At 63.8% G+C, this 25,410-nt stretch carries 20 protein-coding genes; 10 read left to right on the forward strand and 10 right to left on the reverse strand.

Annotated elements, in window-relative coordinates:
- Position 1 precedes the first annotated feature (1 nt).
- Positions 2-1,150 carry a bifunctional 2-methylcitrate synthase/citrate synthase gene (gene prpC, locus GTP55_RS25960; RefSeq protein ID WP_161047689.1) on the reverse strand — a complete coding sequence of 383 codons (1,149 nt, stop codon included), beginning with the start codon at positions 1,148-1,150 and terminating at the stop codon, positions 2-4.
- Between the two features lie 86 nt (positions 1,151-1,236).
- Complete coding sequence (gene prpB, locus GTP55_RS25965; RefSeq protein WP_161047690.1) at positions 1,237-2,124, reverse strand: methylisocitrate lyase; 888 nt, start codon at positions 2,122-2,124, stop codon at positions 1,237-1,239.
- Between the two features lie 145 nt (positions 2,125-2,269).
- Here prpB and prpR point away from each other — a divergent pair, with 145 nt between their 5' ends.
- From prpR to GTP55_RS25990, 5 genes are all read left to right on the forward strand, one after another.
- Complete coding sequence (prpR, locus tag GTP55_RS25970; RefSeq protein ID WP_161047691.1) at positions 2,270-3,922, forward strand: propionate catabolism operon regulatory protein PrpR; 1,653 nt, start codon at positions 2,270-2,272, stop codon at positions 3,920-3,922.
- Between the two features lie 41 nt (positions 3,923-3,963).
- Entirely contained in the window at positions 3,964-4,431 is a 468-nt protein-coding gene (locus tag GTP55_RS25975; protein WP_161047692.1) for a DUF6328 family protein, read from the forward strand.
- Between the two features lie 114 nt (positions 4,432-4,545).
- The gene (locus GTP55_RS25980) at positions 4,546-5,409 is read left to right on the forward strand and encodes an alpha/beta fold hydrolase (protein ID WP_161047693.1); all 864 of its coding nucleotides are present in this window, start codon (positions 4,546-4,548) and stop codon (positions 5,407-5,409) included.
- 5 nt (positions 5,410-5,414) lie between these two features.
- Positions 5,415-6,449 (forward strand): sensor histidine kinase, encoded by a 1,035-nt coding sequence (locus tag GTP55_RS25985; protein WP_161047694.1) that lies wholly within the window; start codon positions 5,415-5,417, stop codon positions 6,447-6,449.
- The gene (locus GTP55_RS25990) at positions 6,449-7,159 is read left to right on the forward strand and encodes a LytR/AlgR family response regulator transcription factor (RefSeq protein WP_161047695.1); all 711 of its coding nucleotides are present in this window, start codon (positions 6,449-6,451) and stop codon (positions 7,157-7,159) included. Before GTP55_RS25985 ends, GTP55_RS25990 begins: the two co-directional genes overlap by 1 nt.
- Here GTP55_RS25990 and GTP55_RS25995 read toward each other — a convergent pair.
- The 7 genes from GTP55_RS25995 to clpS form a co-directional block, all read right to left on the reverse strand.
- Positions 7,154-8,437 (reverse strand): MFS transporter, encoded by a 1,284-nt coding sequence (locus GTP55_RS25995; RefSeq protein ID WP_161047696.1) that lies wholly within the window; start codon positions 8,435-8,437, stop codon positions 7,154-7,156. The genes GTP55_RS25990 and GTP55_RS25995 overlap by 6 nt on opposite strands.
- A gap of 31 nt (positions 8,438-8,468) precedes the next feature.
- Positions 8,469-10,904 (reverse strand): FtsX-like permease family protein, encoded by a 2,436-nt coding sequence (locus tag GTP55_RS26000; RefSeq protein ID WP_161047697.1) that lies wholly within the window; start codon positions 10,902-10,904, stop codon positions 8,469-8,471.
- A 128-nt stretch (positions 10,905-11,032) separates the two neighbouring features.
- Positions 11,033-14,377 carry a S41 family peptidase gene (locus tag GTP55_RS26005; protein WP_229258168.1) on the reverse strand — a complete coding sequence of 1,115 codons (3,345 nt, stop codon included), beginning with the start codon at positions 14,375-14,377 and terminating at the stop codon, positions 11,033-11,035.
- 65 nt (positions 14,378-14,442) lie between these two features.
- The gene (locus GTP55_RS26010; RefSeq protein WP_161047698.1) at positions 14,443-15,354 is read right to left on the reverse strand and encodes a hypothetical protein; all 912 of its coding nucleotides are present in this window, start codon (positions 15,352-15,354) and stop codon (positions 14,443-14,445) included.
- A 9-nt stretch (positions 15,355-15,363) separates the two neighbouring features.
- The gene (locus tag GTP55_RS26015; RefSeq protein ID WP_161047699.1) at positions 15,364-17,088 is read right to left on the reverse strand and encodes a hypothetical protein; all 1,725 of its coding nucleotides are present in this window, start codon (positions 17,086-17,088) and stop codon (positions 15,364-15,366) included.
- Positions 17,089-17,288: 200 nt separating this feature from the next.
- The gene (gene clpA, locus GTP55_RS26020) at positions 17,289-19,595 is read right to left on the reverse strand and encodes an ATP-dependent Clp protease ATP-binding subunit ClpA (protein ID WP_110846751.1); all 2,307 of its coding nucleotides are present in this window, start codon (positions 19,593-19,595) and stop codon (positions 17,289-17,291) included.
- Complete coding sequence (clpS, locus tag GTP55_RS26025) at positions 19,592-19,894, reverse strand: ATP-dependent Clp protease adapter ClpS (protein ID WP_017876854.1); 303 nt, start codon at positions 19,892-19,894, stop codon at positions 19,592-19,594. The genes clpA and clpS overlap by 4 nt, the downstream gene beginning before the upstream one ends.
- Before the next feature lie 325 nt (positions 19,895-20,219).
- On the opposite strand from clpS, the gene cspE reads away from it, so the two are divergent.
- The 5 genes from cspE (at position 20,220) to rfbD (ending at position 24,018) form a co-directional block, all read left to right on the forward strand.
- A complete protein-coding gene (gene cspE, locus GTP55_RS26030) occupies positions 20,220-20,423 on the forward strand; it encodes a transcription antiterminator/RNA stability regulator CspE (protein ID WP_038495037.1) in 204 nt (67 codons plus the stop codon).
- 226 nt (positions 20,424-20,649) lie between these two features.
- Positions 20,650-21,720 (forward strand): dTDP-glucose 4,6-dehydratase, encoded by a 1,071-nt coding sequence (rfbB, locus tag GTP55_RS26035; protein ID WP_161047700.1) that lies wholly within the window; start codon positions 20,650-20,652, stop codon positions 21,718-21,720.
- Positions 21,717-22,619 (forward strand): glucose-1-phosphate thymidylyltransferase RfbA, encoded by a 903-nt coding sequence (rfbA, locus tag GTP55_RS26040; protein WP_161047701.1) that lies wholly within the window; start codon positions 21,717-21,719, stop codon positions 22,617-22,619. The genes rfbB and rfbA overlap by 4 nt, the downstream gene beginning before the upstream one ends.
- Positions 22,616-23,164, forward strand: coding sequence for a dTDP-4-dehydrorhamnose 3,5-epimerase (gene rfbC / locus GTP55_RS26045; protein WP_161047702.1), 549 nt, complete (start codon positions 22,616-22,618; stop codon positions 23,162-23,164). The genes rfbA and rfbC overlap by 4 nt, the downstream gene beginning before the upstream one ends.
- On the forward strand, positions 23,161-24,018 hold the full coding sequence (gene rfbD / locus GTP55_RS26050) for a dTDP-4-dehydrorhamnose reductase (RefSeq protein ID WP_161047703.1): 858 nt from the start codon (positions 23,161-23,163) through the stop codon (positions 24,016-24,018). Before rfbC ends, rfbD begins: the two co-directional genes overlap by 4 nt.
- 36 nt (positions 24,019-24,054) lie before the next feature.
- Here rfbD and icd read toward each other — a convergent pair whose 3' ends face one another.
- The gene (gene icd / locus GTP55_RS26055) at positions 24,055-25,311 is read right to left on the reverse strand and encodes an NADP-dependent isocitrate dehydrogenase (RefSeq protein WP_161047704.1); all 1,257 of its coding nucleotides are present in this window, start codon (positions 25,309-25,311) and stop codon (positions 24,055-24,057) included.
- Positions 25,312-25,410: the final 99 nt, after the last annotated feature.

Below are 25,410 nucleotides of genomic sequence, written 5' to 3' on the forward strand. Positions count from 1 at the left end.
ATTATTTGCGGTCCTTGATCGGGACGAATTTCAGGTCTTCAGGGCCAACGTAATTGGCGCTCGGGCGGATGATCTTGTTGTCGATGCGCTGCTCGATGATGTGCGCCGACCAGCCGGAAGTGCGCGAGATGACGAACAGCGGCGTGAACATCGCGGTCGGCACGCCCATCATGTGGTACGACACGGCCGAGAACCAGTCCAGGTTCGGGAACATCTTTTTGATTTCCCACATCACCGATTCCAGGCGCTCGGCGATGTCGAACATTTTGGTGGAGCCGGCTTCCTCGGACAGCTGGCGCGCCACGTCCTTGATCACCACATTGCGCGGATCGGAGACGGTGTACACCGGGTGGCCGAAGCCGATCACCACTTCTTTGTTGGCGACCCGGTTACGGATGTCGGCTTCCGCTTCATCCGGATTCTCGTAGCGCTTCTGGATTTCGAATGCGACTTCGTTGGCGCCGCCGTGCTTGGGACCGCGCAGCGCGCCGATCGCGCCGGTAATGGCCGAGTGGATGTCCGACCCGGTGCCGGCGATCACGCGGCTGGTGAAGGTAGAGGCGTTGAATTCATGTTCAGCGTACAGGATCAGCGAGGTATGCATCGCGCGCACCCACGATTCCGGCGGCTTGTGGCCGTGCAGCAGGTGCAGGAAATGGCCGCCGATCGAGTCGTCGTCGGTTTCCACTTCGATGCGCTTGCCGTTATGGCTGTAGTGGTACCAGTACAGCAGCATGGAGCCGAAGGACGCCATCAGGCGGTCGGCGATGTCGCGCGCGCCCGGCACGTTGTGGTCATCTTTTTCCGGCAGCGTGCAGCCCAGCACCGAGACGCCGGTGCGCATCACGTCCATCGGGTGCGCCGATGCCGGCAGGGCTTCCAGCGCCGACTTCACCGCTTGCGGCAGGCCACGCAGCGAGCGCAGTTTGGCCTTGTAGCCGCGCAGTTCCGACTCGGCCGGCAGCTTGCCGTGCACCAGCAGGTAGGCGATTTCTTCAAACTCGCAGGTGGTGGCGACGTCCAGGATGTCGTAGCCGCGGTAGTGCAGGTCATTGCCGGTTTTGCCGACGGAGCACAGCGCGGTATTACCGGCGGCGACGCCGGACAGGGCGACGGATTTTTTCGGTTTGAAGGTAGTGGCTTCGGTCATTGCGATATCTCCAGTATTGCGTCGCTCCCGCGCAGGCGGAAGCCCATACTCAGCATGGATTCCCGCCTGCGCGGGAATGACGGGGGTTATTTCTTCTGTGCGGCGAACAGCGCGTCCAGCTTCTGTTCGAATTCGTGATAGTTGATGCGGTCATACAGTTCGGCGCGGGTCTGCATGGTGTCCAGCACATTTTGCTGCGTGCCGTCGCGGCGGATCGCGCCGTAGACGTTTTCCGCCGCCTTGTTCATGGCGCGGAAGGCTGACAGCGGATACAGCACCAGGCCCACATCGGCGCTGCGCAGTTCATCGACAGTGAACAGCGGCGTCGAGCCGAATTCCGTGATGTTGGCCAGCACCGGCACTTTGACGGCGGCCGCGAACTGCTTGTACATATCGAGCGAAATCATCGCTTCGGGGAAGATCATGTCAGCGCCGGCTTCCACGCAGGCGACCGCGCGTTCGATGGCGGCGTCCAGTCCTTCCACCGCCAGCGCATCGGTGCGGGCCATGATGACGAATTGGTCGTCGGTGCGCGCATCGACGGCGGCCTTGATGCGGTCCACCATCTCCTGCTTGCTGACGATCTCCTTGCCAGGACGATGGCCGCAGCGCTTGGCGCCAACCTGGTCTTCGATGTGCATGGCGGCGGCGCCGAACTTGATCATCGACTTGACGGTGCGGGCGACATTAAAGGCGGAGGCGCCAAAGCCGGTGTCCACATCGACCAGCAGCGGCAGGTCGCACACGTCGGTGATACGGCGCACGTCGGTCAGCACGTCGTCCAGATTGGAGATGCCCAGGTCCGGCAGGCCGAGCGAACCCGCAGCCACGCCGCCACCGGACAGGTAAATCGCCTTGAAGCCGGCGCGCTTGGCCAGCAATGCATGGTTGGCGTTGATGGCGCCGACCACCTGCAATGGGGATTCTTCCTGGACGGCCTGGCGGAACGCGGCGCCTGCGGAGTAGTGACTCATGTTGTGACCTTTCGATATTGCGTTGAAGTTGCACTCCCTATTGCAAAGGACGTGCCAGAGCATCAACCTATATAAATCAATCACTTACACGCCACCATTTGTTTCAAAATGAAACACCGAAACAAGTTTGAACTATAATTGAAACATGCGACATTCCACTCCCATACCCTTTGACGCCAACGACAAGCCGGTTATCTGGACGGTTTCGGTTTCACGCCTTTCCGACCTGTTCCGCGACATCACGCTGGAATACGACAACCTGGCGACGATCGAGCCGATCAACCTGGGCTTTGAGGAGGCCGCCAAACATATCCGCGAGCGGCTGGCGACGGAGCGCTGCGATGCCATCATCTCCGCCGGCTCCAACGCAGCGTACCTGAAAGGCCGGATGTCGGTACCGGTGGTGGTCGCCAAATTCAGCGGCTTCGACGTGATGCAGGCGCTGGCGCGTGCGCGGCGCGTGTCGGACCGCATCGGCATCATCACCTACCAGGAGCGGCTGGCGGAGCTGGCCGAGTTTTCCGCCACCTTCGGTTTCGACGTGGCGCAGCGCACCTACGTGACCGAAGAAGACGCGCGCGCGCAGGTCAATGACCTGAAGGCCGCCGGCATCAAGGCGATTGTCGGCGCGGGACGCATCACCGACCTGGCTGAGGAAGCAGGACTGACCGGCGTGTTCGTCTACTCCGCCGCCTCAATCCGCCACGCCTTCGACGACGCGCTGGAGATGGCGCGCCTGACGCAGCTGGAGTCCAACCGCAACCGTGCGCGCAGCGCCGTGGTGACGGACACGCTGCGCGCCAGGCATGGCATCAACGATCTGCGCGGCGATTCGGCGGCGATGGAGGCGGTACGGCAGTCGGTGGTGCTGTATGCGAAGTCGCCGGCCACGGTGCTGATACAGGGCGAAACCGGCTGCGGCAAGGAGCTGGTGGCGCAAGCCATGCATCGCGAGGCGCCGCGCACGCTGGGACAGAACCGGCCGTTCGTGGCAGTGAACTGCGGCGCGATTGCGGAGTCGCTGCTGGAGTCCGAGCTGTTCGGCCACGAGGAAGGCGCGTTCACCGGCGCGCGGCGCGGCGGCCATGCGGGCTTGTTTGAAGCGGCCAATCGCGGCACGTTGTTCCTCGACGAGATTGGCGAGATGCCATTGACGCTGCAAACGCGTTTGCTGCGCGTGCTGGAAGAACGCGAGGTGGTACGGGTCGGCGGCACGCGGCCGATACCGGTCCAAGTGCGCATTATCAGCGCCACCCATTGCGACCTAGAGCAGCGCGTGCGCGAAGGTCGCTTCCGCGCCGATCTGTTTTACCGGCTGGCGGTGCTGCGATTGGCGCTGCCGCCGCTGCGCGCGCGGCCGGAGGATGTGATGCCGCTGGCCGAGTGGTCGCTGAAGAACGCGCTGGCGACGCTGGGTGCGCGGCCGCATCCCAACCTGCACGCGGAGATGACGGCTTGCGCACCGCTGCTGCAGCGCTACGACTGGCCCGGCAACGTGCGCGAGTTGCGCAACCTGACCGAGCGCCTGGCGCTGTTCCTCGCCGCCGAGCCGCTGCAGGCGTTGACGCCCTCCTTCATCTTCAGCGTCGCCCCCGAGCTGGCGGGCCGACATGCTGGTGCGCCGCCGGCGGCCCTGGTCGACAGCGCCTCGGCCGCCGCGCCGGCCGGCCGGCCCGCAGCTGACAGCGCCAGCGCAGTGCTGGCCCGTTTCGGCGGCCGGCGCGACGCGGCGGCGGAATATCTCGGCATCAGCCGCACCACCCTCTGGCGCAAGCTGAAGGCGGAAGGCGGCGCGTGATCCGTGCGCCGGACGGCGCGCCCGCTGGCTACAATTTCCCCATGAAGCCAACGGAATACAACACGCTCAAGGAACAGCTGCGCAACATCATCGAGGAGGCGCGCATGGTGCTGCCCGGCATACAGGCGCTGTTCGGCTTTCAGACCGTTGCCGTCTTCAACCAGCGTTTCGACCAGCTCCCGGCGGGCGTACAAATCCTCCACCTGCTGGCGCTGGGGTCGGTAGTGGCGGCGATCGCCCTGATAATGGCACCGGCCGCATGCCACCGGGTGGCGTCGCCGCACGAGGTGTCCGAGTCCATCGTGCGTTTGTGCTCGCGGCTCATCTTCGCCGCGCTGGCGCCGCTGATGCTCGGCCTGGCGCTGGATATGTTTGTGGTAATCTACATGGTCACCGGCTCCATGCCAGCCGCAGCCTTGGCCGCCGCAGCTTCCCTGGCCCTGCTCGGCGCACTGTGGTTTGCCCTGCCCCTGCGATTGCGGCTGCGCACCAGGCGTCGCCGCTATTAGCCCGCTACCGTTCATCCTGCTGGAAAAACCGTTCATCAAGTAATGGTCGCCGTCGCCGTGACCGGCCGATAGCATGGTTCCACTGACTTCCCTTATTCACCAACGGAGAACACCATGCTGCTCAAGACTATCGCCGCCGTCGCCACCACCATGATCCTTGGCCAGGCCGCCGCCGCCGACCATCCGGCGTTTAAAGTCGACGTCACCGGCACCGGCGCGCCGATCATCCTGATTCCTGGCCTGGCCTCACCCGGCAGCGTGTGGGACGGCACGGTGGCGCACTACTGCGGCAGCGGCAAGCATCAATGCCACGTGCTGACGCTGGCCGGTTTCGCCGGCCTGCCTGCCATCAAGGAACCGCTGCTGCCGGCCGTCGAGCAACAGCTGAGCGCCTACATCAAGGACAACAAGTTCAATCGCCCGGTCGTCATCGGCCATAGCCTGGGCGGTTATGTCGGCATGAAGCTGGCGGCGGATCATCCGGACCAGGTGGGCCGGCTGGTCATCGTCGATTCGCTGCCGGCGCTGGGCGCAACCCAAGTGCCGACCATCACTCGCGAACAACTGAAGCAGCAGGCGGACGGCCTGCGCGCCAACATGAAGTCGCAGGACGCCGAAACCTTCAAGGCCGGCCAACTGCGCTCACTGAGCAGCATGATCACCAAACAGGAGGACATCGACCGCGTGCTGGCCACCAGCAAGCAGTCGGACAAGGATACCGTCATCGACAGCATGGCGGAACTGATGGCGGCCGACCTGCGCGACGACGTCAGCCGCATCAAGGCGCCGACGCTGGTACTGGGCACCTGGGTCGCCTATAAGAATTACGCGCCGAAGGAAGCCATCACCGCGATCTACACCGCGCAATACGCCAAGCTGCCCGGCGTGCGGGTGGAGATGGCGGACAACGCCCGCCATTTCATCATGGTCGACGATCCGGCTTGGATGTATGATCGCATCGATAACTTCTTGAACTAAGCACCATGAACGACACACGTCCGCTGATCGCGCGCCTGAACTGGTATTGGCTCTTCCAGCTGGCCGGCTGGGGCTTCCTGCCGCTGATGTCTTTCACGCTCGGCGCGTGGCGGGTGCCGGGCCTGATGTGGGTCATGGCCTGGGGCGCTGTCAGCGGCGTGCTGATTACCGATTTGTGGCACCGGCTGCTAAAGCTGCGCATGCGCAACGGCCAGCACACCAGCTGGAAACGGGTGGGCGTCGCGGTGCTGGTGCTCGGCACCATCCATACGTGCGTGCAGTACGTCGGCTACCTGGTGTTCCAGTCCGACGTCGTGGCGCGCGGTTTTGCGTGGGTGCCGGGGGCGCTGCTGTCATGGTGGGCGATTTACCTCGTGTGGAACATCTTCTACATGGCGGTGATCTCGCTGCGCCGTGCCAACCGCGCGGAGTCGGAAGCGTTGCGGCTGGAAGTGGCGGCCAAGGACGCCGAGCTGCGCGCCTTGCAGGCGCAGGTCAATCCGCACTTCTTCTTCAACAGCATGAACAGCGTACGGGCGCTGATTTACGAAGAGCCGGATGCGGCGGCGCAGATGATCGACCAGCTGGCCAGCGTGATGCGCTACGCGCTGCAATCGGGCCATTACGAAACCGTGCCGCTGGCGGCGGAAATGGAGGCGGTGCAGGCTTACCTTGCCATTGAGAAGATCCGCTTTGAAGAACGCATGCGCGTCAGCGTGGACATCGGCATCGGACTCGATCAGGTGCGCATTCCGCCGATGGCGCTGCAAACGCTGGTGGAGAACGCGGTCAAGTACGGCGTGGAGGCCAGCCCCACCGGCAGCGAGATCCGCATCCGCGCGCAGCGCATGGACAACGGCGCGGTGCATATCGAAATCGCCAACCTCGGCGCGATTATACCGTTTGCAAATTCCACCAAGGTAGGCCTGGTCAATACGCGCAAGCGCCTGTTGCTGGCCCTGGGCGACAACGCACAACTGGATTTATCGGAAAACAGTGGCTGGGTGCGCGCCACCATGACTTTACCGGAGGCTGCCTGATGCGGGCATTGCTGATTGACGACGAGCGCCTGGCGCGCGCCGAACTGCGGCGCCTGCTGGCGGCGCATCCCGATGTGGAAATTGTGGGCGAAGCGGTCAACGCGGCCGATGGCTTGCAGCAGATCGCCGCGCTCAAACCGGACCTGATTTTCCTCGACGTGCAGATGCCCGGCGGCTCCGGCTTTGACATGCTGGCGGCGCTGGAAGAAACGCCCGAAGTGATCTTCACCACCGCGTTCGACCAGTATGCCCTGCAGGCGTTTGAGGTGAACGCGCTGGATTATCTGCAGAAGCCGATCCAGGCGGCGCGCATGGCGGCAGCCTTGCAGCGCTGCGCGCTGCGCCATCAACGCATCGCCGCCGCCGCGATGGCGCCGTCGACGGCCCGCAAGCTGTTCATCAAGGACGGCGAGCGATGCTGGTTCGTGCCGGTGCAGGACATCCGCCTGTTTGAATCGGACGGCAACTACACCCGCGTATATTTCGAGCACCAGCGGCCGCTGATGCTGCGCTCACTCAATCAGCTGGAAGAAAAGCTCGATCCCGAACGCTTCTTCCGCGCCAGCCGCCGCCACATCGTCAATCTCGACTTTATCGAACAGGTCGAGCCTAACGAAGCGGGCGGACTGGATCTGACGCTGCGTGACCAGTTGCAGGTGGAAGTCTCGCGCCGCCGCGCCGCGCAGTTCAAGGCGTTGACCAGCCTATAGTTCCGGAATCGCCCGCACCACCAGGTAGCGGTACGACATGGCGCCGAGGAAGGCGATACCGGCGCCGGTCAGCAGGGCCGGCACGAAGGACCAGGACTGCGCGATATAGCCGGTCAACACCGGCGCCAATGCACCGCCGAGAAAGCCGCCGAAATTCTGCAACGCCCCCAGTGACGCAATGCGGCTCGGCGGCGCTGCCACCGTCGCCAGCGACCAGGCGCAAGCCGATGAAGCGTTGGCCAGGAAAATGACGATGGAGATGCACGCCACCGCCACCACATTGCTCTCCACCAGCGCCGCCGGAATCGTGAACGCCACCATGCCCAGCGTGGAGAACACCACGGCGTTGCGGCGACCGAGCAGCGGCGATGCCGCGCGCTGGGCCACACGATCGGAAGCCCAGCCGGCGACCAGCGCGCCGGCAAAGCCGCACATGAACGGAATGGCGGCGGCAATGCCCACATGAGCAAACGCCATGTGCCGCTCGGTGCGCAGGTAGCCGGGCAGCCAGGTCAGGTAGACCCAATTCAGATAGACCGAACCAAAGAAGCCCAGCATCATGCCCCACGTGGTGCGATAGCGGAACAGCGCCAGCCAGGAAGTCGCACCGGTTTTCGGCGCCGCGACGCGCGCCGCCGCCACTTCAAGATAGGCGCATTCCTCCGCGCTCATTTGCTGGTGTACGGGATCGCGGTATAACGTCAGCCAGATCACTGCCGCCATGAGTCCCATCGCACCGGTCACGAAGAAAGCCCAGTGCCAGCTGGTCGCGGCGATCAGCGGCGGCAGGCACAAAGGCGCCAGGGCCACGCCCAGCGGCGATGCGGAATTGAAGATGCCCGTCGGCGTGCCGCGTGCGCGTACCGGAAACCAGTTGCTGACCACCCGCGCCGCCGACGGAAATTGCGGCGCCTCGCCGACGCCCAGCGCAATGCGTGCGATGACGAACCAGCCGAAGGTGGACGCCAGTCCGCCTGCCGCCTGCGCCACCGACCACACCACCAGCCCGATGCCGAGCAGCCAGCGCGGCCCGATCCGGTCCACCAGGGCGCCCACCGGCAGCTGGCACAGGGCGTAGCTCCACGAGAAGGCCGACAGCAGCAAACCCATTTGCCCCAGCGACAGGCCCAGGTCGGCGCGGATATATTCGTTGGCCACGGCCAGCGTGGCGCGGTCCAGGTAGTTGATGACGCCGCACACCACCAGCAATACAAGGGCCAGTTCTTGGCGGCGGCGGATCCGGGAAGAAGGTTTTAGGCTTGTCGTTATATTTATCATTTGGCGCCATTGTACGACACCGCCAAACGCACTAACTGCGCAACGCTTCGGCCGGCGACAGGCGCATGGCCAGCCAGGTGTGGCGGCTGATGGCGCCGACGGCGATGAACATGGTCAGCGCCAGCGCGACCAACAGCGTCCAGTAGCCGATCGGCGCGTGATCGACATAACCGGACAGGTAGCGCTGCACCGCCACTGCGGCGATCGGCAAGCCGATAACGCCGGCCGCCAGTATCAGCGTGCCGATTTCTCGCAGCATCAGCAGGCCGACATCGGCGCGCTGCGCGCCGTGCAGCTTGCGCAGGATGATTTCGCGGGCGCGCCGCTGCACGGTATTGGCGGACAAGGCGTAGGTGCCGAAGGCGGCGATGGCCAGCGCGATGCCGGTCGCCACCGCCAGCAGTCTGGCCATGCGCGCGTCCTCGGCATAGTGCTGCTTCAGCACCTCGCCGGCGCGGTAGATCTTGGGGATGGCGTCCGGGAAGTAGCTGGGCCACAGCGCTTGCGCGGCGCGTTCGACGTCGGCCGGTGCACCGGTGGCGCGCGCGCTCAGCACCATGCCCGCCGTCCCAAGCGCATAGGCGGTCGCGCGCGGCTGGTCGCGCAGCGAGTGGAAGCGCAACTCCGGCGCGATGCCGACTACGCGTGCTGAAATCACCGCATTGTCGAATCCCGTGAAGGAGACAATCTGCCCCACTGCCTGTTCGGCGCTGGCAAAACCCAGCGCGCGGGCGGCGACCGCATTCAGCACCATGCTGCCGGCATCGTTCTCCTTATCCACGCCGGCCTGGAACAGGCGCCCGGCAGCCGGTGCAATGCCATACAGTTCAAAGAAGTTGGCGCTGACGGCCTTCATCTCCATCGACGCGCTCTCGCCGCCCGGCCGTTTGAGCATGCGCGTCCACGACCAGTCCAGCCGTCCGACCGGGTCTTCGGAAATCGCCACGCCGGCGACACCGGGCTGCGATTGCAAGGCGGAGAAAAATTGCCTGGCCTTATCGGTAGCCCGCACGTGACCCGGCATGTCGACCACGACGATTGGCGCGGGATCGAAGCCCGGCGCGGCGCTGTTGGCGTAGTCGGTCTGCCACGCCACGGCGATGGTCACGCCGGCCAATCCCATCGCGGCGCCGATTTGCAGCACGGTGAGCGCGCGCCGCCATTGCAGGCTGCCGCGCGTTTCGGTTTCCGGCCGCCCGGCCAGCACCTGCGTCGGATGCACGCGCAGCGCGATCCACGCCGGATAGCCCGCCGTGACAGCGCCCAGCAGCGCGCCGATGCCGAAGGCCGCGACGATATTTGACGACGCGAACAAACCATCCAGCTGGCGATTGACCAACTGCGAAAAGACCGGCAGCGCCAGCCACGCCAGCAACAGGCCAAGCGCGGTGGCCACCAGCGCCACCAGCACCGACTCCAGCAGGAATTGCAGCATAATCTGCGGCACGCCGGCGCCCAGCACTTTGCGCATCGCCATTTCGCGCTGACGGCGCAGCACGCGCACGGTGGTCAGGTTGACGTAGTTGATGGCGGCCAGCAGGAGGATCAATGCCGCCAGCAGGGCCAGTCCAAACACCAGGCGCGGGCTGGCGCGGTCGCCCGGCAAGGCGATAAAACTGTTCTCCACCTTGTCATCGAAATAGGCGTCGCGCAGCGGCGAGATCGAAAGCTCGACCGCCTTGCGCTTACCCAGACGTTCGCGCACTTCGGGCGGGAACTGGTTAAGACTTGGCGCGCTGTCGACCGCCTGCTGCAGGCATTGCAGGATCGCCGGCAGCGAGGCGCCCGGCGTCAGGCGCAACAGCATCTTGGTCATCCAGCCATGTTCGCCGGTCAGCATCTCGTGGCGGATCTCGGGCTCCACCACGGCGCCGTTCACGCCAAACAGCAGTTCAAACGGTATCGTGGTATTGGCCGGCGGCGCCTGCACCACGGCGCCGACCTGCATCACATGCCCTTCCGATGTGATGCTGCGGCCGAGCGCTGTGCGGGTGCCGAACAGGCGCAACGCGGCGGCGTCGGTGATGATGAAGCGGTCCGGCCGCTCCAGCGCCGACGCCAGGTCGCCCTGCAACGCGCGCATGCCCAGCAGCGCGGGAAAACCCGGCATCACAATCAGGCTGCGCACCGTCATCAGATTGCGGCCGGCGCGTATCGTCAGCGGCGTGATCTCCGGCCTCGCCGGGATGTAGCTGGTGACGTCGGCCACGCCCGGCGTCTTCAGCGCCGCTTGGCGCAGGAACATCGGCGCAATGTCATACAGCGGCGACGCCGGTTCGACATTGAAGTGGTGCTTGACGACGTAGACCTGATCGACCGCCGGCACATGCGTGTCGTACTCCAGCGAGTAGCGCACAAAGCCCAGCAGCAGCAAGCTCGCCGCCAGGCCGATGCTCAGGCTCAGGATCACCGTGAAGGTATAAGCCGGTTGCTGGACCAGTGTGCGCCAGCCGATGCGAAAGTCCATGTGTGTCCCGTTTATTGTGAGTTTGCGCATTCAGATTGCAAACTCCATGCCACATGGATTCATGCGCTTGCGGCGGCCGCGGTGTGCGGAAATGAACGCTGTCGCCGGCACACCGGCCAAGCCACTGTTCACTTCTGGACAGTCCGCCCCGGTATCACCTGCGGGTTGTAGGGCTTGAGCGGCTGCTCTTTGAGCTTTTTATCCAGCAGTTGCAGCGCCACTTCCAGCTGGCGGTCCTGGCCCTGATAGGTGGCGTGCGGCGGATTGTCCACCACCACGTCCGGCGTCACGCCCACGCCTTCGATCAGCCACTGGCCGTCCTGCGAATTAAACTGCCCCATTTCAGCCACGCGCGCCATGCCGTTGTCGCTGAGGCGATTGTTATCGCTCAGCCACACGCCGGCGCCGGCGGTACGCTTGCCGACCAGCGGCCCCAGTCCCAGCGCCTTGATGCCGGCCGCGAAGGTCTCGCCGTCCGAGTAGGTGTATTCATCCACCAGCACCACCAGGTGGCCGCGGAAGGTGTTCTGCATATTCGGCGACGGCGCCACGCCCGGCGGCGCCCAGAAGGCCCACGCCTTGCGCAACAGCTTCTCGATGATCCAGCTGTCGATATTGCCGCCATTGTTGCGGCGGACGTCGATAATCAGACCTTCGCGATTCACATTGGCGTAGAAGTCGCGCGCAAAGGCGGCGATGTCATTGGCGCCCATGGCGCGCAGATGCAGGTAGCCGATGCGGCCCTTGGAAGCGGCCTCCACCTGGCGCGCGCGCGACTGTTCCCAGTCGCTGTAGCGCAGCGCGAACTGTTTGGTCATATTCACCGGCAGCACGATCACCTGGCGTGTATCGTTCTTGCGTTTCACCTGCAACAGTACCTGCTTGTCGGCCTGGTTGAGCAGCAGGTCGGCGATGTCACGCGCTTCCAGCACCGGCTTGCCGTTGACGGCGGTGATGATGTCGCCCTCCTTCACGTCAACGCCGGATTGCGCCAGCGGGCCGCGTTGCATCGGCAGTTCCGGCTCGCTGGCGTAGATATGATCGACGCGGTAGCCGTCCGCAGTGCGCGTCAGCAGCGCACCCAGGCCGGCCGGCGTGCCTTCCGGGGTCGAGCGGCGGATGTCGCCCGGCGCGATCTGCGAGTGCAGCGCGCCGACTTCGCTGATCATCATGCCCAGCACGTCGTTGAGTTCCGCGCGGTCGGTCACGCGGTCCACCAGCGGCGCATACTTGGCGCGCACTGCCGGCCAGTCGGCGCCGCGCATCTTGACGTCGTACAGGAAGTCGCGGTGCATGCGCCAGGCGTCGTTGAACATCTGCTTCCATTCCAGGCGCGGATTGGAGACGAAGGTCCAGTCATCCACCTTGACCTTGGCTTTGCTGACATCGGCCGGCGCCTTGGCGCCCGCTTCCACCACCAGCATGTCGCCAGGGCTGGTAGCGGCCAGCGTGCGGTAGTAGACGTGCTTCTTGTCGGTCGACAGATCGAACTCGCGCACGCCCGCCGCAAACACTTCCGGCTTCGGCTCGTTGCTGGCGATGGCCAGCGTTTTGAGCGCGGCCTTGTTGTCGGCGCCGTCGGCGTCGATGAAGTATAGCCGCTTGTCGTCGACTTGCAGGCCGCGATAATTCCCTGCTGCCAGCGGCACTTCGTACAGGCGCTCGGCCAGGCCGGCGTAGACGATGGCCGGCAGCGCTTTGCCGGACGGCTTGGCGACAGCGGTTTTGGAGACCACTTTTTCGGCGGCTTTTTCAGCAGCTTTCTCGGCCGCCTGCTCGGTCGCGCCTTCGGCCGGCTTGTCGGCCGGCTTGCTCAGTTCATCGTCCGGCTTGAATGGGAAGCGGTTGTCCGGTTGCAGCGCCAGCGCGTAGATGCCGGTGCGCTTGTCGAACACCGGGCCCATATTGCGGTCGCCCCAGGGCGAGCCGTTGGCCAGCGTGAAGTTACGCGCCGACAGGAAGTACAGCCACTTACCATCCGGCGAGAACACCGGCGAACGCGAGGTGTAGCGGTCGCTGGTGACGAAATTGAGCGTCTTCGCCTCCAGGTTGTACAGGCCGATCTGGTCGCGCTGCTCGGTGCTGCCGGCGCGTACCAGCGCCAGGTTCTTGCTGTCCGGCGACCACAGGATCTCTTCATAATCACCGGCGCCGGTCTTGCCGGCATCGTCGATGATGGTGTTGGTTTTGGTGGCCAGGTCCAGCACCCAGAAGCGGCCCTTCTTGTCGGTGTGGCCCAGCCAGCGGCCGTCCGGCGACGGGTACAGCTTCCAGCGGTGGTTGGTGCCGTCGCGGGTCAGTTGCTCGCCCTTGCCGGAACCGTCGGCGGCGAATTTCCAGATTTCGTTTTCGCCGGTGGTGTCGACGATGGCGTAGACGGCTTTGTCGTCGTGGCTGAAGACGGCGTCGCGGGCGCGCGCGCCTTCCGGGATCGCGATCTCCACGCGGCGCTGGGCGCCGGTACCGGCCACGCTGACGCGGCCGCGCGCGGTCAGCACGATGCGCTCGTACTTGCCGGCGATTTGCACGCTGGTCAGGGTTTCCAGCGGCGAGCGGATCTGGCGGGTGCGCTGCTGGTCGAAGTCCGATACCAGGTCGATCGCCAATTTTTCATCCTTGCTGGCGCTCAGATCCAGCACGTGCAGGTCGGCGCCCAGCTGGTAGACGATGCGGCCGTCGCCCATGGCGGCGTTGCGCACGTCCCAGTCGGTGTACTGGGTCAGCGCACGCGGATCGCTGCCGTCGGCGGCCATGCTCCACAGATTGTCCGAGCCGCCACGGTCGCTGATGAAGTAGACGCGGCCTTGCCACCACATCGGCCGCTTGTTGTTGCCGCTGTCCGAGGCCAGCAGCTGCACCGCCTCGCTGCTGCCGCTGACGTCGTAGCGCCACAGCTGGGCGTAGGCGCCGCCGCGATACAGCTTGACGTTGTCGTTGGTCAGCGCCAGGCCGTTGCGGGTGAAGTACAGCGTCTGGCCGTCGTCGGCCAGCACGGCGTCGTTGGCGTCGGCCAGCGGGAAGATGCGGCGTTCCAGGTTATTTGGTTTGACGGCGGCGATGACGAAGTTGCGGCTCGGCCCGGTGCCGCCCGCCATGCTGACCAGCACCTCGCCCTGCGCGGTCCAGCCCAGCACCGTGACGGCGCCATTTTCGAAGGTGAGGCGCTTGGGCAGGCCGCCCGCCAGCGGCATCACATAGGCTTCCTGCGCGCCCTCGTACGAGGCCGAGAAAGCCACCCACTGGCCGTCACGCGAGATGGCGGCGTTGGTCTCGGCCGACGGGTGCGTCGTCAGGCGCTGGGCCTGGCCGCCATGGGACGAAGTCTTCCACAGGTCTCCCTCGGCGGTGAAGATGACGGCGTCGCCACGGATGGCGGGATAGCGGTAGTAGGCGTCGGCGGCGGTGGCAACAGCGGCGGCGGACAGCAGGCCGGCGGACAACAACATCTGGGCAAGTGGACGGGACAGGTTCATGGCGCGGTGTCGGAGTGGTCGATACGGATCGGCCATTCTGGCACAGCTTGTTTCTCCAGGGAAGATTATCGGCAGCGTCTTTTATCGGAATAGCCGAACAGCACCACACCGAGGCTGCCGGTGGCCTCGTCCTCGCGCTCGTGGCCCACGCGCGTCTGCACCACTTCCACCGCCGTGAACTGGTGCGGCGCCAGCTTGAGCTCCTGCGCGCTGAGCACCAGCGCCTTGCGTTCGCCGCGCTCCAGTTCCAGCACCAGGCTGGCCGCTTGCCGGCTGCCTTCGTCCGTGGCGCGGCGCAGCGCCAGCTGCTGCGGCCTGGCTGGCACCGGCTCGGCGCGCATCACGCGGGCCAGCTGGCGCAGCGCGTCTTCCGCCAGCGGCCGCGCGTTCACCGCGTACGCGCCCGCCTCCAGCGCCGGATTGCCGGCCCAGAACACGAAGCGGTGATTGCCCGCCGTGCTGAGCATGGCCGATTGCAGGTTGTATTGCGCCCAGTGACGGTCGGTCATCGGCGACGGCGCCAGCGGACCGGGATCAAGCTCCGGCGGCGTGCAGCTGACGCGCGCCAGCAGGCAGAAATGCGGTGGGATGCTGGCCTGCTGCGGCGTCCAGATCATCTTAGGAAAAAGCGTGGGGCCGGTGACGTCGCGCCCCGCGACCGGCCACGTGGTGGTGAAGATCAGTTGCGGGTTGACGAAGCCGGTGGCCGGATCAGCCCAGTAAACCTGCAGCTTGACCAACGCATTCGGCACGCCGCGATTGTCGACCTGGATGGTGATTTCCAGCGGTTCGTCCGGCAAGTATGTGCCCGGCGGCGTGCTGTAGTTGACGCCCTGCACGTGGATGAATGGACACAGCCAGCTGGTCACCGGCGGTGTGATCTTGCTGAGCGGCCGCTGCGAACTGCGGCCTTCGTCGCCGTTGAAATACGGGATCACCAGCCACGGATGGGAAGTGTCGATGTCGTCATGGTCCATGGCGGCTCCTCAGGCGGCGGTTTGCGGATACGCCAGCACCACTTCCGGCACCGGGTCGTCATTGATGGAGCCGGCGGCGATGTCCCAGCACTGGTGGTGATTGTCGCGGTCGGCATCCATGTCGAGATTGGGACTGTCGGCGTCGCCGCGCGCCATCTGCGTCCACAGCGGCATGGCGAGGCGCACGGCGGCCGTAACGTAGCTGGCGGGCGTGGCCGGCGGCATAAACGGCGGCGCGCCGGCGGCGGCGTGCTCGATCGGCGTAGTGGGGGCGGTTTCGTAGCCGGCGTTGGGCTGGGCGCTGGCGCGGTGCGGGAACGGCGCCGCCGCCGGCGCGCTGGTGAACTGCGCGTGTACCGGTTGCAGCAGTTGCAGCTGGCTCGGGTAGATGATGCCGAACACGGCGAGGTAGTCGGCGGCATCGGAAAAGCTCTGCCACATGTAGAGCTGCAGCTGCTCCAGCACGTCGCAGATGTGGACCGCCTGGTCGGTGGCGGCAAACGCGGTCAGCGCCTGGCCGTTGGTGCCGGGCTGTGGATCGGGGAAGCTGGGGTCTTTTTTCGGCGCGCTGCCACCGCAGGCCTGCCCCAGCGTGATGATGCACAATAAGACAATGCCGATGACGATCAACAGTGCCAGCAAGCCCGCCCAGCAGGTTTTGCTCTTGGTATCTTCGCTGTCCGACTTGGAGGCGCCGCCGCCCGGTGGCGCACCGCCGCCGGTTGGTTTGACGCCGGTCTCCAGCGCGGGAAACGCCGCCGGACTGCTCGCCTTGCGGATTTCCAGCGGCGCGCTGAGCGGCGCCGGCAGCGGCGGCATCTCGAACACGGCCAGCAGCTCCAGATGCCGCAGCAGGCGCTGGTAGCCGGCCTGCAGGTCCGGCAGCGGCGCGGTGATGCGCGTGTCGTAGGTGGCGGACAAGGTGTCGGTCAGCAGCTGGGCGATGGCTGGCGGCAGTTGCGGCGGCAGCGACGGCGCGCCCCAGCGCAGCTGCTGCGCCAGCTTCTTCAGCGATGGCAGGCCGGGATGCGTGTCACGCAGCCAGGCGCCGCCCGCGTACTTGGCCAGGCGGTCACGGTACGGATGGGCGCGGCGCGGGCCGCCCACGGTGCGCGATTGCCAGGCGCTGCCGGCGACGTTGCCGCCATAGCCGGCCAGCGCGCCGAAGGCGAAGGCCAGTGCGCCGCTGTCCTTGCCGGCGGCGGCGGTCAGGTTGCGGACGAAGGCGTCGGTGCGGCGCGCGAGGAACAGGTCGCCCCAGTTCCAGTCCGGCGTTTTGCTGTCTGCCTGACGCGGGTGGCGCGCCAGGTAGCGCGGCGGCGACATCGTGGCCGGCAAGGCCATGGCGGCGGCGATCAGTTCGGTGGTGCGGTGTTCCAGGCCGTTGAGCAGCGCGTTGGCCTGGTTGAACTTGTCGACGGCGCCGGGCGCGGCGGGGTTGGTCAGCGCGGACTCGAGGCCGGCGCGAGCGCTGCTGACGTCGCTGTATATGGCAAGGCCGTCGCGCCACAGGTCGGCGGCGTCTTGCAGCATGGTGAGTTCGCTGTCGTCGCTGGACGCGTGGGCCAGCAGGTGGTCGGTCAGCGCGCCCAGCATGGCCAGGTCATTGTCTTGATGGAGGGCGTCGAGCGCGCGGGCCTGGGCTTTTTGCTCGGCGGCGGCGCTGTAGGTGGCAGCCTTGAGCTGCGCGCGCACCGCGTCCAGCACGGCCAGGTGGCCGAAATAATCGATCATGGCATCCTCCGCCGGCGTATTGATAGCGTTCCAACTCCGGCTATCTTGCGCCTGGCGGGTGCAGCGATTTTGATCTGGATCAGACGTATGCGGCACCTGCGCAACCCGCACTGCGCTGCGGCGCGGGGTCTGACCCCGTACGGGGTCAGACCCCTTCTGTCCGGGGCGAAAAAAAAGCCCGCTGGGGAGCGGGCTTTTGCTTACTCGACTTCGACGGTTTCCGGCGGCGGCGCGGGCGCGGCATCCGGCGGTTCCGGGAACTCCAGCTTGACGTTGTCCTTCTCGTCCAGATCCACGGTGACCTTGCCGCCGGTGACCAGGCGACCGAACAGCAGTTCGTCGGCCAGCGCCTTGCGGATCATGTCCTGGATCAGGCGCGACATCGGACGCGCCCCCATCAGCGGGTCGAACCCTTTCTTCGCCAGGAAACTGCGCAGCTTCTCGGTGAAGATCGCTTCGACTTTCTTCTCGTGCAGCTGCTCTTCCAGCTGCATCAGGAACTTGTCGACCACGCGCAGGATGATTTCCTCGTCCAACGCGCGGAAGCTGATGATCGCATCCAGACGGTTGCGGAACTCCGGCGTGAACATGCGCTTGATGTCGCCCATTTCGTCGCCAGCCTGCTTGGTGTTGGTGAAACCGATCGACGACTTCTGCAAGCTCTCGGCGCCCGCATTGGTGGTCATGATGATGATCACGTTGCGGAAGTCGGCCTTGCGTCCGTTGTTGTCGGTCAGCGTGCCATGGTCCATCACCTGCAGCAGGATGTTGAAGATGTCCGGATGGGCTTTTTCAATCTCATCGAGCAGCAGCACCGTGTGCGGTTTCTTGGTGATGGCTTCGGTCAGCAGGCCGCCCTGGTCGAAACCAACGTAGCCCGGTGGCGCACCGATCAGGCGCGACACGGCGTGACGCTCCATGTATTCCGACATGTCGAAACGCACCAGCTCGACGCCGAGGATGAAGGCCAGCTGTTTCGCCACCTCGGTCTTGCCGACGCCGGTTGGACCGGAGAACAGGAAGGAGCCGATCGGCTTGTCGGTCTTGCCCAGGCCGGCGCGCGCCATCTTGATCGCCGACGCCAGCGCTTCGATCGCCGGGTCCTGGCCGAACACCACGTTGCGCAGATCGCGGTCGATGGTTTGCAGCTTGCTGCGGTCGTCCTGATTGACGGTCTGCGGCGGGATACGGGCGATCTTGGAGATGATGTCCTCGATCTCGGTCTTGCCGATGGTTTTCTTCTGCTTCGATTTCGGCAGGATGCGTTGCGCCGCACCGGCTTCGTCGATGACGTCGATGGCCTTGTCCGGCAGGTGACGGTCGTTGATGAAGCGGGCCGCCAGTTCCGCCGCGGTCGACAGCGCCGACGACGAGTATTTCACGCCATGGTGCTCTTCGAAGCGCGACTTCAGGCCACGCAGGATCTGCACGGTCTGCTCGACGGTCGGTTCATTGACGTCCACCTTCTGGAAGCGGCGGCTCAGTGCATGATCCTTCTCGAACACGCCACGGAATTCCGTGTAGGTGGTCGCGCCGATGCACTTCAGCTGGCCGTTGGCCAAGGCCGGTTTCAGCAGGTTGGACGCGTCCAGCGTGCCGCCCGACGCCGAGCCGGCGCCGATGATGGTGTGGATCTCGTCGATGAACAGGATGCCGTTCGGATTGTCCTTCAACTGCTTGAGGACCGACTTCAGGCGCTGTTCAAAGTCACCGCGGTACTTGGTGCCGGCCAGCAGCGCGCCCATGTCCAGCGAATACACCACGGCATTCGTCAGGATTTCCGGCACGTCGCCCTGGGTGATGCGGTAAGCCAGGCCTTCGGCGATGGCAGTCTTGCCGACGCCGGCTTCGCCCACCAGCAACGGATTGTTCTTGCGGCGGCGGCACAGGATCTGGATCACGCGATCGACTTCGTCTTCGCGGCCGATCAGCGGATCGATCTTGCCGTCGGCAGCCGATTTGTTGAGGTTCTGGGTGAACTGGTCGAGCGGGCTTTCCTTGCTCTGGCCTTCGCCGGCCGGGGCGCCCTCTTCCACGCCTTCCGACGCCTTGGCGGTGTCGGACTGCTGATCCTTGCGCACGCCGTGCGAGATGAAATTGACCACGTCGAGGCGGGTCACGCCCTGCTGGTGCAGGTAGTACACCGCGTGCGAGTCTTTTTCACCGAAGATGGCGACCAGCACGTTGGCGCCGGTCACTTCCTTCTTGCCATTGGACGCCGACTGCACGTGCATGATGGCGCGCTGGATCACGCGCTGGAAACCGAGCGTCGGCTGGGTATCGACCTCGCCCGTGCCGGGCACGGTCGGGGTGTTGTCACCAATAAAATTGGTCAGCGTTTTGCGCAGATCTTCAATGTTGACGGCGCATGCGCGCAACACTTCGGCAGCCGAAGGGTTGTCCAGCAAGGCCAGCAGCAAGTGCTCCACCGTGATGAACTCGTGGCGCGCCTGTCGGGCTTCGACAAACGCCATATGCAAACTTACTTCCAATTCCTGCGCAATCATACTTCCTCCATCACGCACTGCAGGGGGTGGCCTGCCTTGCGCGCATGCGTTAAAACAAACTCCACTTTGGTACAGGCTATATCTTTAGAGAACACGCCGCACACTCCTTTGCCGTAGCGGTGAACACTGAGCATTATTTGCGTGGCTGTTTCACGGTCTTTATTGAAATACTCCTGAATGACCGCTACCACAAACTCCATCGGTGTGTAGTCGTCATTGAGCAGCGCCACCTGGTACAACGGTGGCGGCTTCAGCGTTTGCCGCTCCAAGAGGGTTTCGGTGTCATGCTTGGTTGCCATACGCTTATATTCTAATGCTTTCGGGGTTGATGCAATGTGCATTTCGCTGCACATATCCAATTGTTTTCCATCTTACGCGCTTTCTGAACTTGACGCAGATGGCGTCCTATTCCGGGAAATCAAGAGTTGCTTTTTCACCAATCGTGGGAAAAGTAGCAAAATGCATACAAATCTGCTTGACATTCAAAATTGGTCCGCTAACAATGCGTTATCGGCTTCGTGCAGAAATGTACACGTTGATAAGAAGTGGGCGTGAGGAGAGGGGCAGGAAGCTTCTTGCTTTTATGGCTCGTGTGATCTAGTTTTAATTTAGAAAGTTCTTTTTATGGCAACTGGTACTGTTAAGTGGTTCAATGATTCCAAAGGCTTTGGCTTCATCACTCCAGATGACGGCGGTGAAGATTTGTTCGCTCACTTCTCCGCAATCAACATGAACGGTTTTAAGACCTTGAAAGAAGGTCAAAAAGTTCAGTTCGAAGTCACGCAAGGCCCTAAAGGCAAGCAAGCTTCCAATATCCAGGCTGGCTAATTTCAGCCTCCTGCACTCCGCACTCCGGAGAACAGCCCTACGGCCCGGTCGATTCATTTCGTCCGGGCCGTTGTTCATTGTGCCGTGCCTACGGCCATCTGTATTTTTTGGGCCACATAAGCGCCCACCTCAATTTTCTGTTCAGTCTAATATTTTGTGCGGTGCAAGATGCGTTTGTCGTAAAATCATGCTTATAACTAATTCAACTTTCATGCGGGAATAACAAATGATTTTTGTGACAGGTGGCGCAGGGTTTATTGGTTCCAATTTTGTGCTCGACTGGCTAGCCCAGTCCGATGAGCCGGTTCTCAACTTCGACAAGTTGACCTATGCCGGCAATCTGAACAATCTGGCGTCGCTGAAACAGGATGCCCGCCACACCTTTGTGCGCGGCGACATTTGTGATCAGGCGCAGGTGCTGGCGTTGTTCCAGCAACACAAACCGCGCGCGGTGGTGCACTTCGCGGCCGAAAGCCACGTCGACCGCTCCATTGTCGGACCGGGTGAATTCATCAACACCAACATCAACGGCACTTTCAGCCTGCTGGAAGCCGCGCGCGCCTACTGGTCGGCGCTGCCGGACGACGAAAAAACCGCGTTCCGCTTCCTGCACGTCTCCACCGACGAGGTGTATGGCACGCTGGGCCCGGACGATGCGCCGTTCAGCGAAACCACCGCGTTTGCGCCGAACAGCCCATATTCGGCGTCGAAAGCCGCCTCGGACCACCTGGTGCGCTCGTACTTCCATACCTACGGCCTGCCGGTGCTGACCACCAACTGCTCCAACAACTACGGTCCGTACCACTTCCCGGAAAAGCTGATCCCGCTGATTATCGCCAACGCGCAAGCCGGCAAGCCGCTGCCGATCTACGGCGACGGCCAGCAAGTGCGTGACTGGCTGTACGTGACGGACCACGCCGCCGCCATTCGCCGCGTGCTGGAAGCTGGCCGCCTGGGCGAGACGTATAACGTCGGCGGCTGGAACGAAATGGCCAATCTGGATGTGGTCCATACCTTGTGCGACATGCTGGACAAGCTGAAGCCGAAAGCGGCAGGCAGCTACCGCGACCAGATCACTTTCGTCAAAGACCGTCCCGGCCATGACCGCCGCTACGCGATTGACGCGCGCAAGCTGGAACGCGAACTGGGCTGGAAACCGGCCGAGACCTTCCAGAGCGGCATCGCCAAGACGGTGCAGTGGTATCTGGATAATCAGGCGTGGGTGGCCGACGTGCAGTCGGGCAGCTACGCCAAGTGGGTGGAAACCAATTACTTTAACCGCGAGGGCCAGCAATGAGCACACCAGTATCTAATCGCAAGGGCATCATCCTGGCAGGCGGTTCCGGCACCCGGCTGTACCCGGTGACGATGAGCGTTTCCAAGCAGCTGCTGCCGATCTACGACAAGCCGATGATTTATCATCCGCTGACCACGCTGATGCTGACAGGCATCCGCGAAGTGCTGATCATTTCCACGCCGCAGGACACGCCGCGCTTCAAGGATTTGCTGGGCGACGGCAGCCAATGGGGCATCAACATCAGCTACGCCGTGCAGCCATCGCCGGACGGCCTGGCGCAGGCCTTCATCATCGGCAAGGAGTTCGTCGGCGATGCGCCATCGGCGCTGATCCTGGGCGATAATATCTACTACGGTAACGACCTCGATGCACTGCTGCGCCACGCCACCGAGCAGACCGACGGCGCTACGGTATTCGCCTACCATGTCCAAGACCCGGAGCGCTACGGCGTGGTCGAGTTCGATGACAACAGCACCGCCGTATCGATTGAAGAGAAGCCTAAGCAGCCGAAGTCCAACTACGCCGTCACCGGCCTGTACTTCTACGACAGCCAGGTGTGCGACATCGCCGCCAGCATCAAACCATCGGCGCGCGGCGAGCTGGAAATTACCGACGTCAACAAGGTGTATCTGGAAAAGCGCCAGTTGAATGTGGAAGTGATGGGCCGCGGCATGGCCTGGCTGGACACCGGCACCCATGATTCGCTGCTGGAAGCGGGCCAGTTCATCGCCACGATTGAAAAACGCCAGGGCCTGAAAGTGGCGTGCCCGGAAGAGATCGCTTACCGCAAGGGCTATATCAACGCCGACCAGCTGCGCATGCTGGCCGAGCCGCTGAAGAAGAATAATTATGGTCAGTATCTGCTGCAAATTTTGGAAGATAAGGTGATACAACGATGAATGTGATTAAGACGCCACTGGAAGGGCTGCTGGTGCTGGAGCCGAAGGTATTTGGCGATGACCGTGGTTTTTTCTTTGAGAGTTTCAACGCCAGGCGTTTCGGCGAACTGACCGGCTTCACCGGTGAATTCGTGCAGGACAACCATTCGCGCTCGTCCAAAGGCGTGCTGCGCGGCCTGCACTATCAGATCCAGCAAGCCCAGGGCAAGCTGGTGCGCGCCACCGCCGGTTCGGTGTTCGACGTCGCGGTCGATATCCGCAAGAGCTCGCCGACCTTCGGCCAGTGGTTCGGGATTGAACTGTCGGCCGAGAACAAGCGCCAGGTGTGGATTCCGCCCGGCTTCGCGCACGGCTTCGTGGTGACTTCCGATTCCGCCGAGTTCCTGTACAAGACCACCGACTACTGGGCGCCTGAACACGAACGCGCCATCCTGTGGAACGACCCGGCGATCGGCATCGACTGGCCGGCGCTGGAAGCGGCGCCGCTGCTGTCCGGCAAGGACCAGGCGGCCGCGCTGCTGGCCAACGCCGAGGTGTTCGCATGAAAGTGCTGCTGACCGGCAGCACCGGCCAGGTCGGTTACGAACTGGCGCGCAGCCTGCAAGGCGTGGGCGACGTGGTGGCGGTGGACCGCAACGTCATGGACCTGTCCAACCTGGACCAGGTGCGCGAAGTGATCCGCAGTGTCAAGCCGCAACTGATCGTCAATCCGGCCGCCTACACGGCGGTGGACAAGGCCGAGAGCGAATCGGAGCTGGCGTACCGCATCAACGCCGAAGCGCCAGGCGTGATGGCGGAAGAGGCCAAGAAGCTCGGCGCGGCGCTGGTGCACTATTCGACCGACTACGTGTTCGACGGCTCGCAGCCGTCCGCGCGGGTGGAGGACGATGCAGTGGGCCCGCTGAGCGTCTACGGCGCCAGCAAGCTGGCCGGCGAGCAGGCAATTGCTGCGGCCGGCATTCCGCACCTGATCTTCCGCACCAGCTGGGTGTACGGCATGCGCGGCAAGAACTTCCTGCTGACCATGCTGCGCCTGGCCAAGGAGCGCGACGAACTGCGCGTGGTGGCCGACCAGCACGGCGCGCCGACCTGGAGCCGCACCATCGCCGATACCACGGCGCTGGTGCTGTCGCAGGCGCACGCCGGCGGCAATGCGTGGTGGGACCAGAACAGCGGCATCTACCACCTGAGCGCGCAGGGCCAGACCACCTGGCACGCATTCACCCAGGCCATCATCGAAGAGGCGGGCCTGTCGTGCAATGTGCTGCCGATTACCACCGCCGACTACCCGACTCCGGCCAAGCGGCCGCAGTACTCGGTGATGTCGTCGGAACGCCTGATGACGCGCTTCTGCCATCTGCCGGACTGGAAGACGGCGTTGCAGCTCTGCATGCGCTAACCGCGCAAAAAGAAAAAGCGGCCGAGGCCGCTTTTTTTATTCCATCTGCTCGATCACCACATCGCCAAAGCCGGAACACGAGACCTGTACCGCGTTTTCCATCAAGCGCGCGAAGTCGTAGGTGACATGCTTGGAGATGATGGCCTTGCCCATGGCCTTGATGATGAGGTCGGCCGCTTCGGTCCAGCCCATGTGGCGCAGCATCATTTCCGCCGACAGGATCAGCGAGCCCGGATTCACATAGTCCTTGCCGGCGTATTTCGGCGAGGTGCCGTGGGTGGCTTCAAACATCGCCACCGAGTCCGACATATTGGCGCCCGGCGCAATGCCGATGCCACCCACCTGCGCCGCCAGCGCGTCCGACATGTAGTCGCCGTTCAGGTTGAGCGTGGCGATTACGCTGTACTCGGCCGGACGCAGCAGGATCTGCTGCAGGAAGGCGTCGGCGATCGAATCCTTGATCAGGATGTCGCGGCCGGTCTTGGGATTCTTGACCTTGCACCATGGGCCGCCGTCGATCAGCTCGGCGTCGAATTCCTTCTGCGCCAGCGCGTAGGCCCAGTCGCGGAAGCCGCCTTCGGTGTACTTCATGATGTTGCCCTTGTGGACGATCGTCACCGATGGCTTGTCGTGGTCGATGGCGTACTGGATCGCCTTGCGCATCAGGCGCTCGGTGCCCTCGACCGACACCGGCTTGATACCCAGGCCGGAAGTGGCCGGGAAGCGGATCTTGTTGACGCCCAGTTCCTTGACCAGGAAATCGATCAGGCGCTTGGCGCCTTCCGAACCCTGCTCGAATTCAATGCCGGCGTAGATGTCTTCCGAGTTCTCGCGGAAGATCACCATATTGGTCTTTTCCGGCTCTTTCAGCGGCGACGGCACGCCGGTAAAATAGCGCACCGGACGCAGGCAGACGTACAGGTCCAGTTTCTGACGCAGCGCCACGTTGAGCGAACGGATGCCGCCGCCCACCGGCGTGGTCAGCGGGCCCTTGATCGAGACCACATAATCCTTCACGGCCGCCAGGGTTTCTTCCGGCAGCGAGACGTCCGGGCCGTAGAGCTGGGTCGATTTTTCGCCGGCGAAAATCTCCATCCACTTGATCTGGCGCGCGCCGCCGTAGGACTTGGCAACCGCCGCGTTGACCACCTTCAGCATCACCGGCGTGACGTCGCGGCCGGTGCCGTCGCCAACGATATAGGGAATGATCGGGTTATCTGGTACATTCAGGGAAAAATCCGCGTTGACGGTAATTTTCTGGCCGTCCGCCGGTACTTGGATATGTTGGGACATGCGTGGTTCTCCGAGGGGAAATACTAGTCTTCTATAAGATATAAGACGCCTGTTTTGCATTATGCCCCAGTACGTAATGAGGCGCCAATGTTTTAAAGC

The sequence above is a fragment of the Duganella margarita genome (genome assembly GCF_009857535.1).
In the GTDB taxonomy this organism is placed as follows: Bacteria; Pseudomonadota; Gammaproteobacteria; order Burkholderiales; family Burkholderiaceae_D; genus Rugamonas; species Rugamonas margarita.

What these genes read in the sequence shown, in the direction of transcription:
- prpC (WP_161047689.1), bottom strand. Translation starts at nt 1,150, where the DNA reads ATGACCGAAGCCACTACCTTCAAACCGAAAAAATCCGTCGCCCTGTCC.
- cspE (WP_038495037.1), top strand. Translation starts at nt 20,220, where the DNA reads ATGGCAACTGGTACTGTTAAGTGGTTCAATGATTCCAAAGGCTTTGGC.
- GTP55_RS26000 (WP_161047697.1), bottom strand. Translation starts at nt 10,904, where the DNA reads ATGGACTTTCGCATCGGCTGGCGCACACTGGTCCAGCAACCGGCTTAT.
- clpA (WP_110846751.1), bottom strand. Translation starts at nt 19,595, where the DNA reads ATGATTGCGCAGGAATTGGAAGTAAGTTTGCATATGGCGTTTGTCGAA.
- clpS (WP_017876854.1), bottom strand. Translation starts at nt 19,894, where the DNA reads ATGGCAACCAAGCATGACACCGAAACCCTCTTGGAGCGGCAAACGCTG.
- icd (WP_161047704.1), bottom strand. Translation starts at nt 25,311, where the DNA reads ATGTCCCAACATATCCAAGTACCGGCGGACGGCCAGAAAATTACCGTC.
- rfbA (WP_161047701.1), top strand. Translation starts at nt 21,717, where the DNA reads ATGAGCACACCAGTATCTAATCGCAAGGGCATCATCCTGGCAGGCGGT.
- GTP55_RS26005 (WP_229258168.1), bottom strand. Translation starts at nt 14,377, where the DNA reads ATGAACCTGTCCCGTCCACTTGCCCAGATGTTGTTGTCCGCCGGCCTG.
- GTP55_RS26010 (WP_161047698.1), bottom strand. Translation starts at nt 15,354, where the DNA reads ATGGACCATGACGACATCGACACTTCCCATCCGTGGCTGGTGATCCCG.
- rfbC (WP_161047702.1), top strand. Translation starts at nt 22,616, where the DNA reads ATGAATGTGATTAAGACGCCACTGGAAGGGCTGCTGGTGCTGGAGCCG.
- prpR (WP_161047691.1), top strand. Translation starts at nt 2,270, where the DNA reads ATGCGACATTCCACTCCCATACCCTTTGACGCCAACGACAAGCCGGTT.
- GTP55_RS25980 (WP_161047693.1), top strand. Translation starts at nt 4,546, where the DNA reads ATGCTGCTCAAGACTATCGCCGCCGTCGCCACCACCATGATCCTTGGC.
- GTP55_RS25975 (WP_161047692.1), top strand. Translation starts at nt 3,964, where the DNA reads ATGAAGCCAACGGAATACAACACGCTCAAGGAACAGCTGCGCAACATC.
- GTP55_RS25990 (WP_161047695.1), top strand. Translation starts at nt 6,449, where the DNA reads ATGCGGGCATTGCTGATTGACGACGAGCGCCTGGCGCGCGCCGAACTG.
- GTP55_RS26015 (WP_161047699.1), bottom strand. Translation starts at nt 17,088, where the DNA reads ATGATCGATTATTTCGGCCACCTGGCCGTGCTGGACGCGGTGCGCGCG.
- GTP55_RS25985 (WP_161047694.1), top strand. Translation starts at nt 5,415, where the DNA reads ATGAACGACACACGTCCGCTGATCGCGCGCCTGAACTGGTATTGGCTC.
- prpB (WP_161047690.1), bottom strand. Translation starts at nt 2,124, where the DNA reads ATGAGTCACTACTCCGCAGGCGCCGCGTTCCGCCAGGCCGTCCAGGAA.
- rfbB (WP_161047700.1), top strand. Translation starts at nt 20,650, where the DNA reads ATGATTTTTGTGACAGGTGGCGCAGGGTTTATTGGTTCCAATTTTGTG.
- GTP55_RS25995 (WP_161047696.1), bottom strand. Translation starts at nt 8,437, where the DNA reads ATGATAAATATAACGACAAGCCTAAAACCTTCTTCCCGGATCCGCCGC.
- rfbD (WP_161047703.1), top strand. Translation starts at nt 23,161, where the DNA reads ATGAAAGTGCTGCTGACCGGCAGCACCGGCCAGGTCGGTTACGAACTG.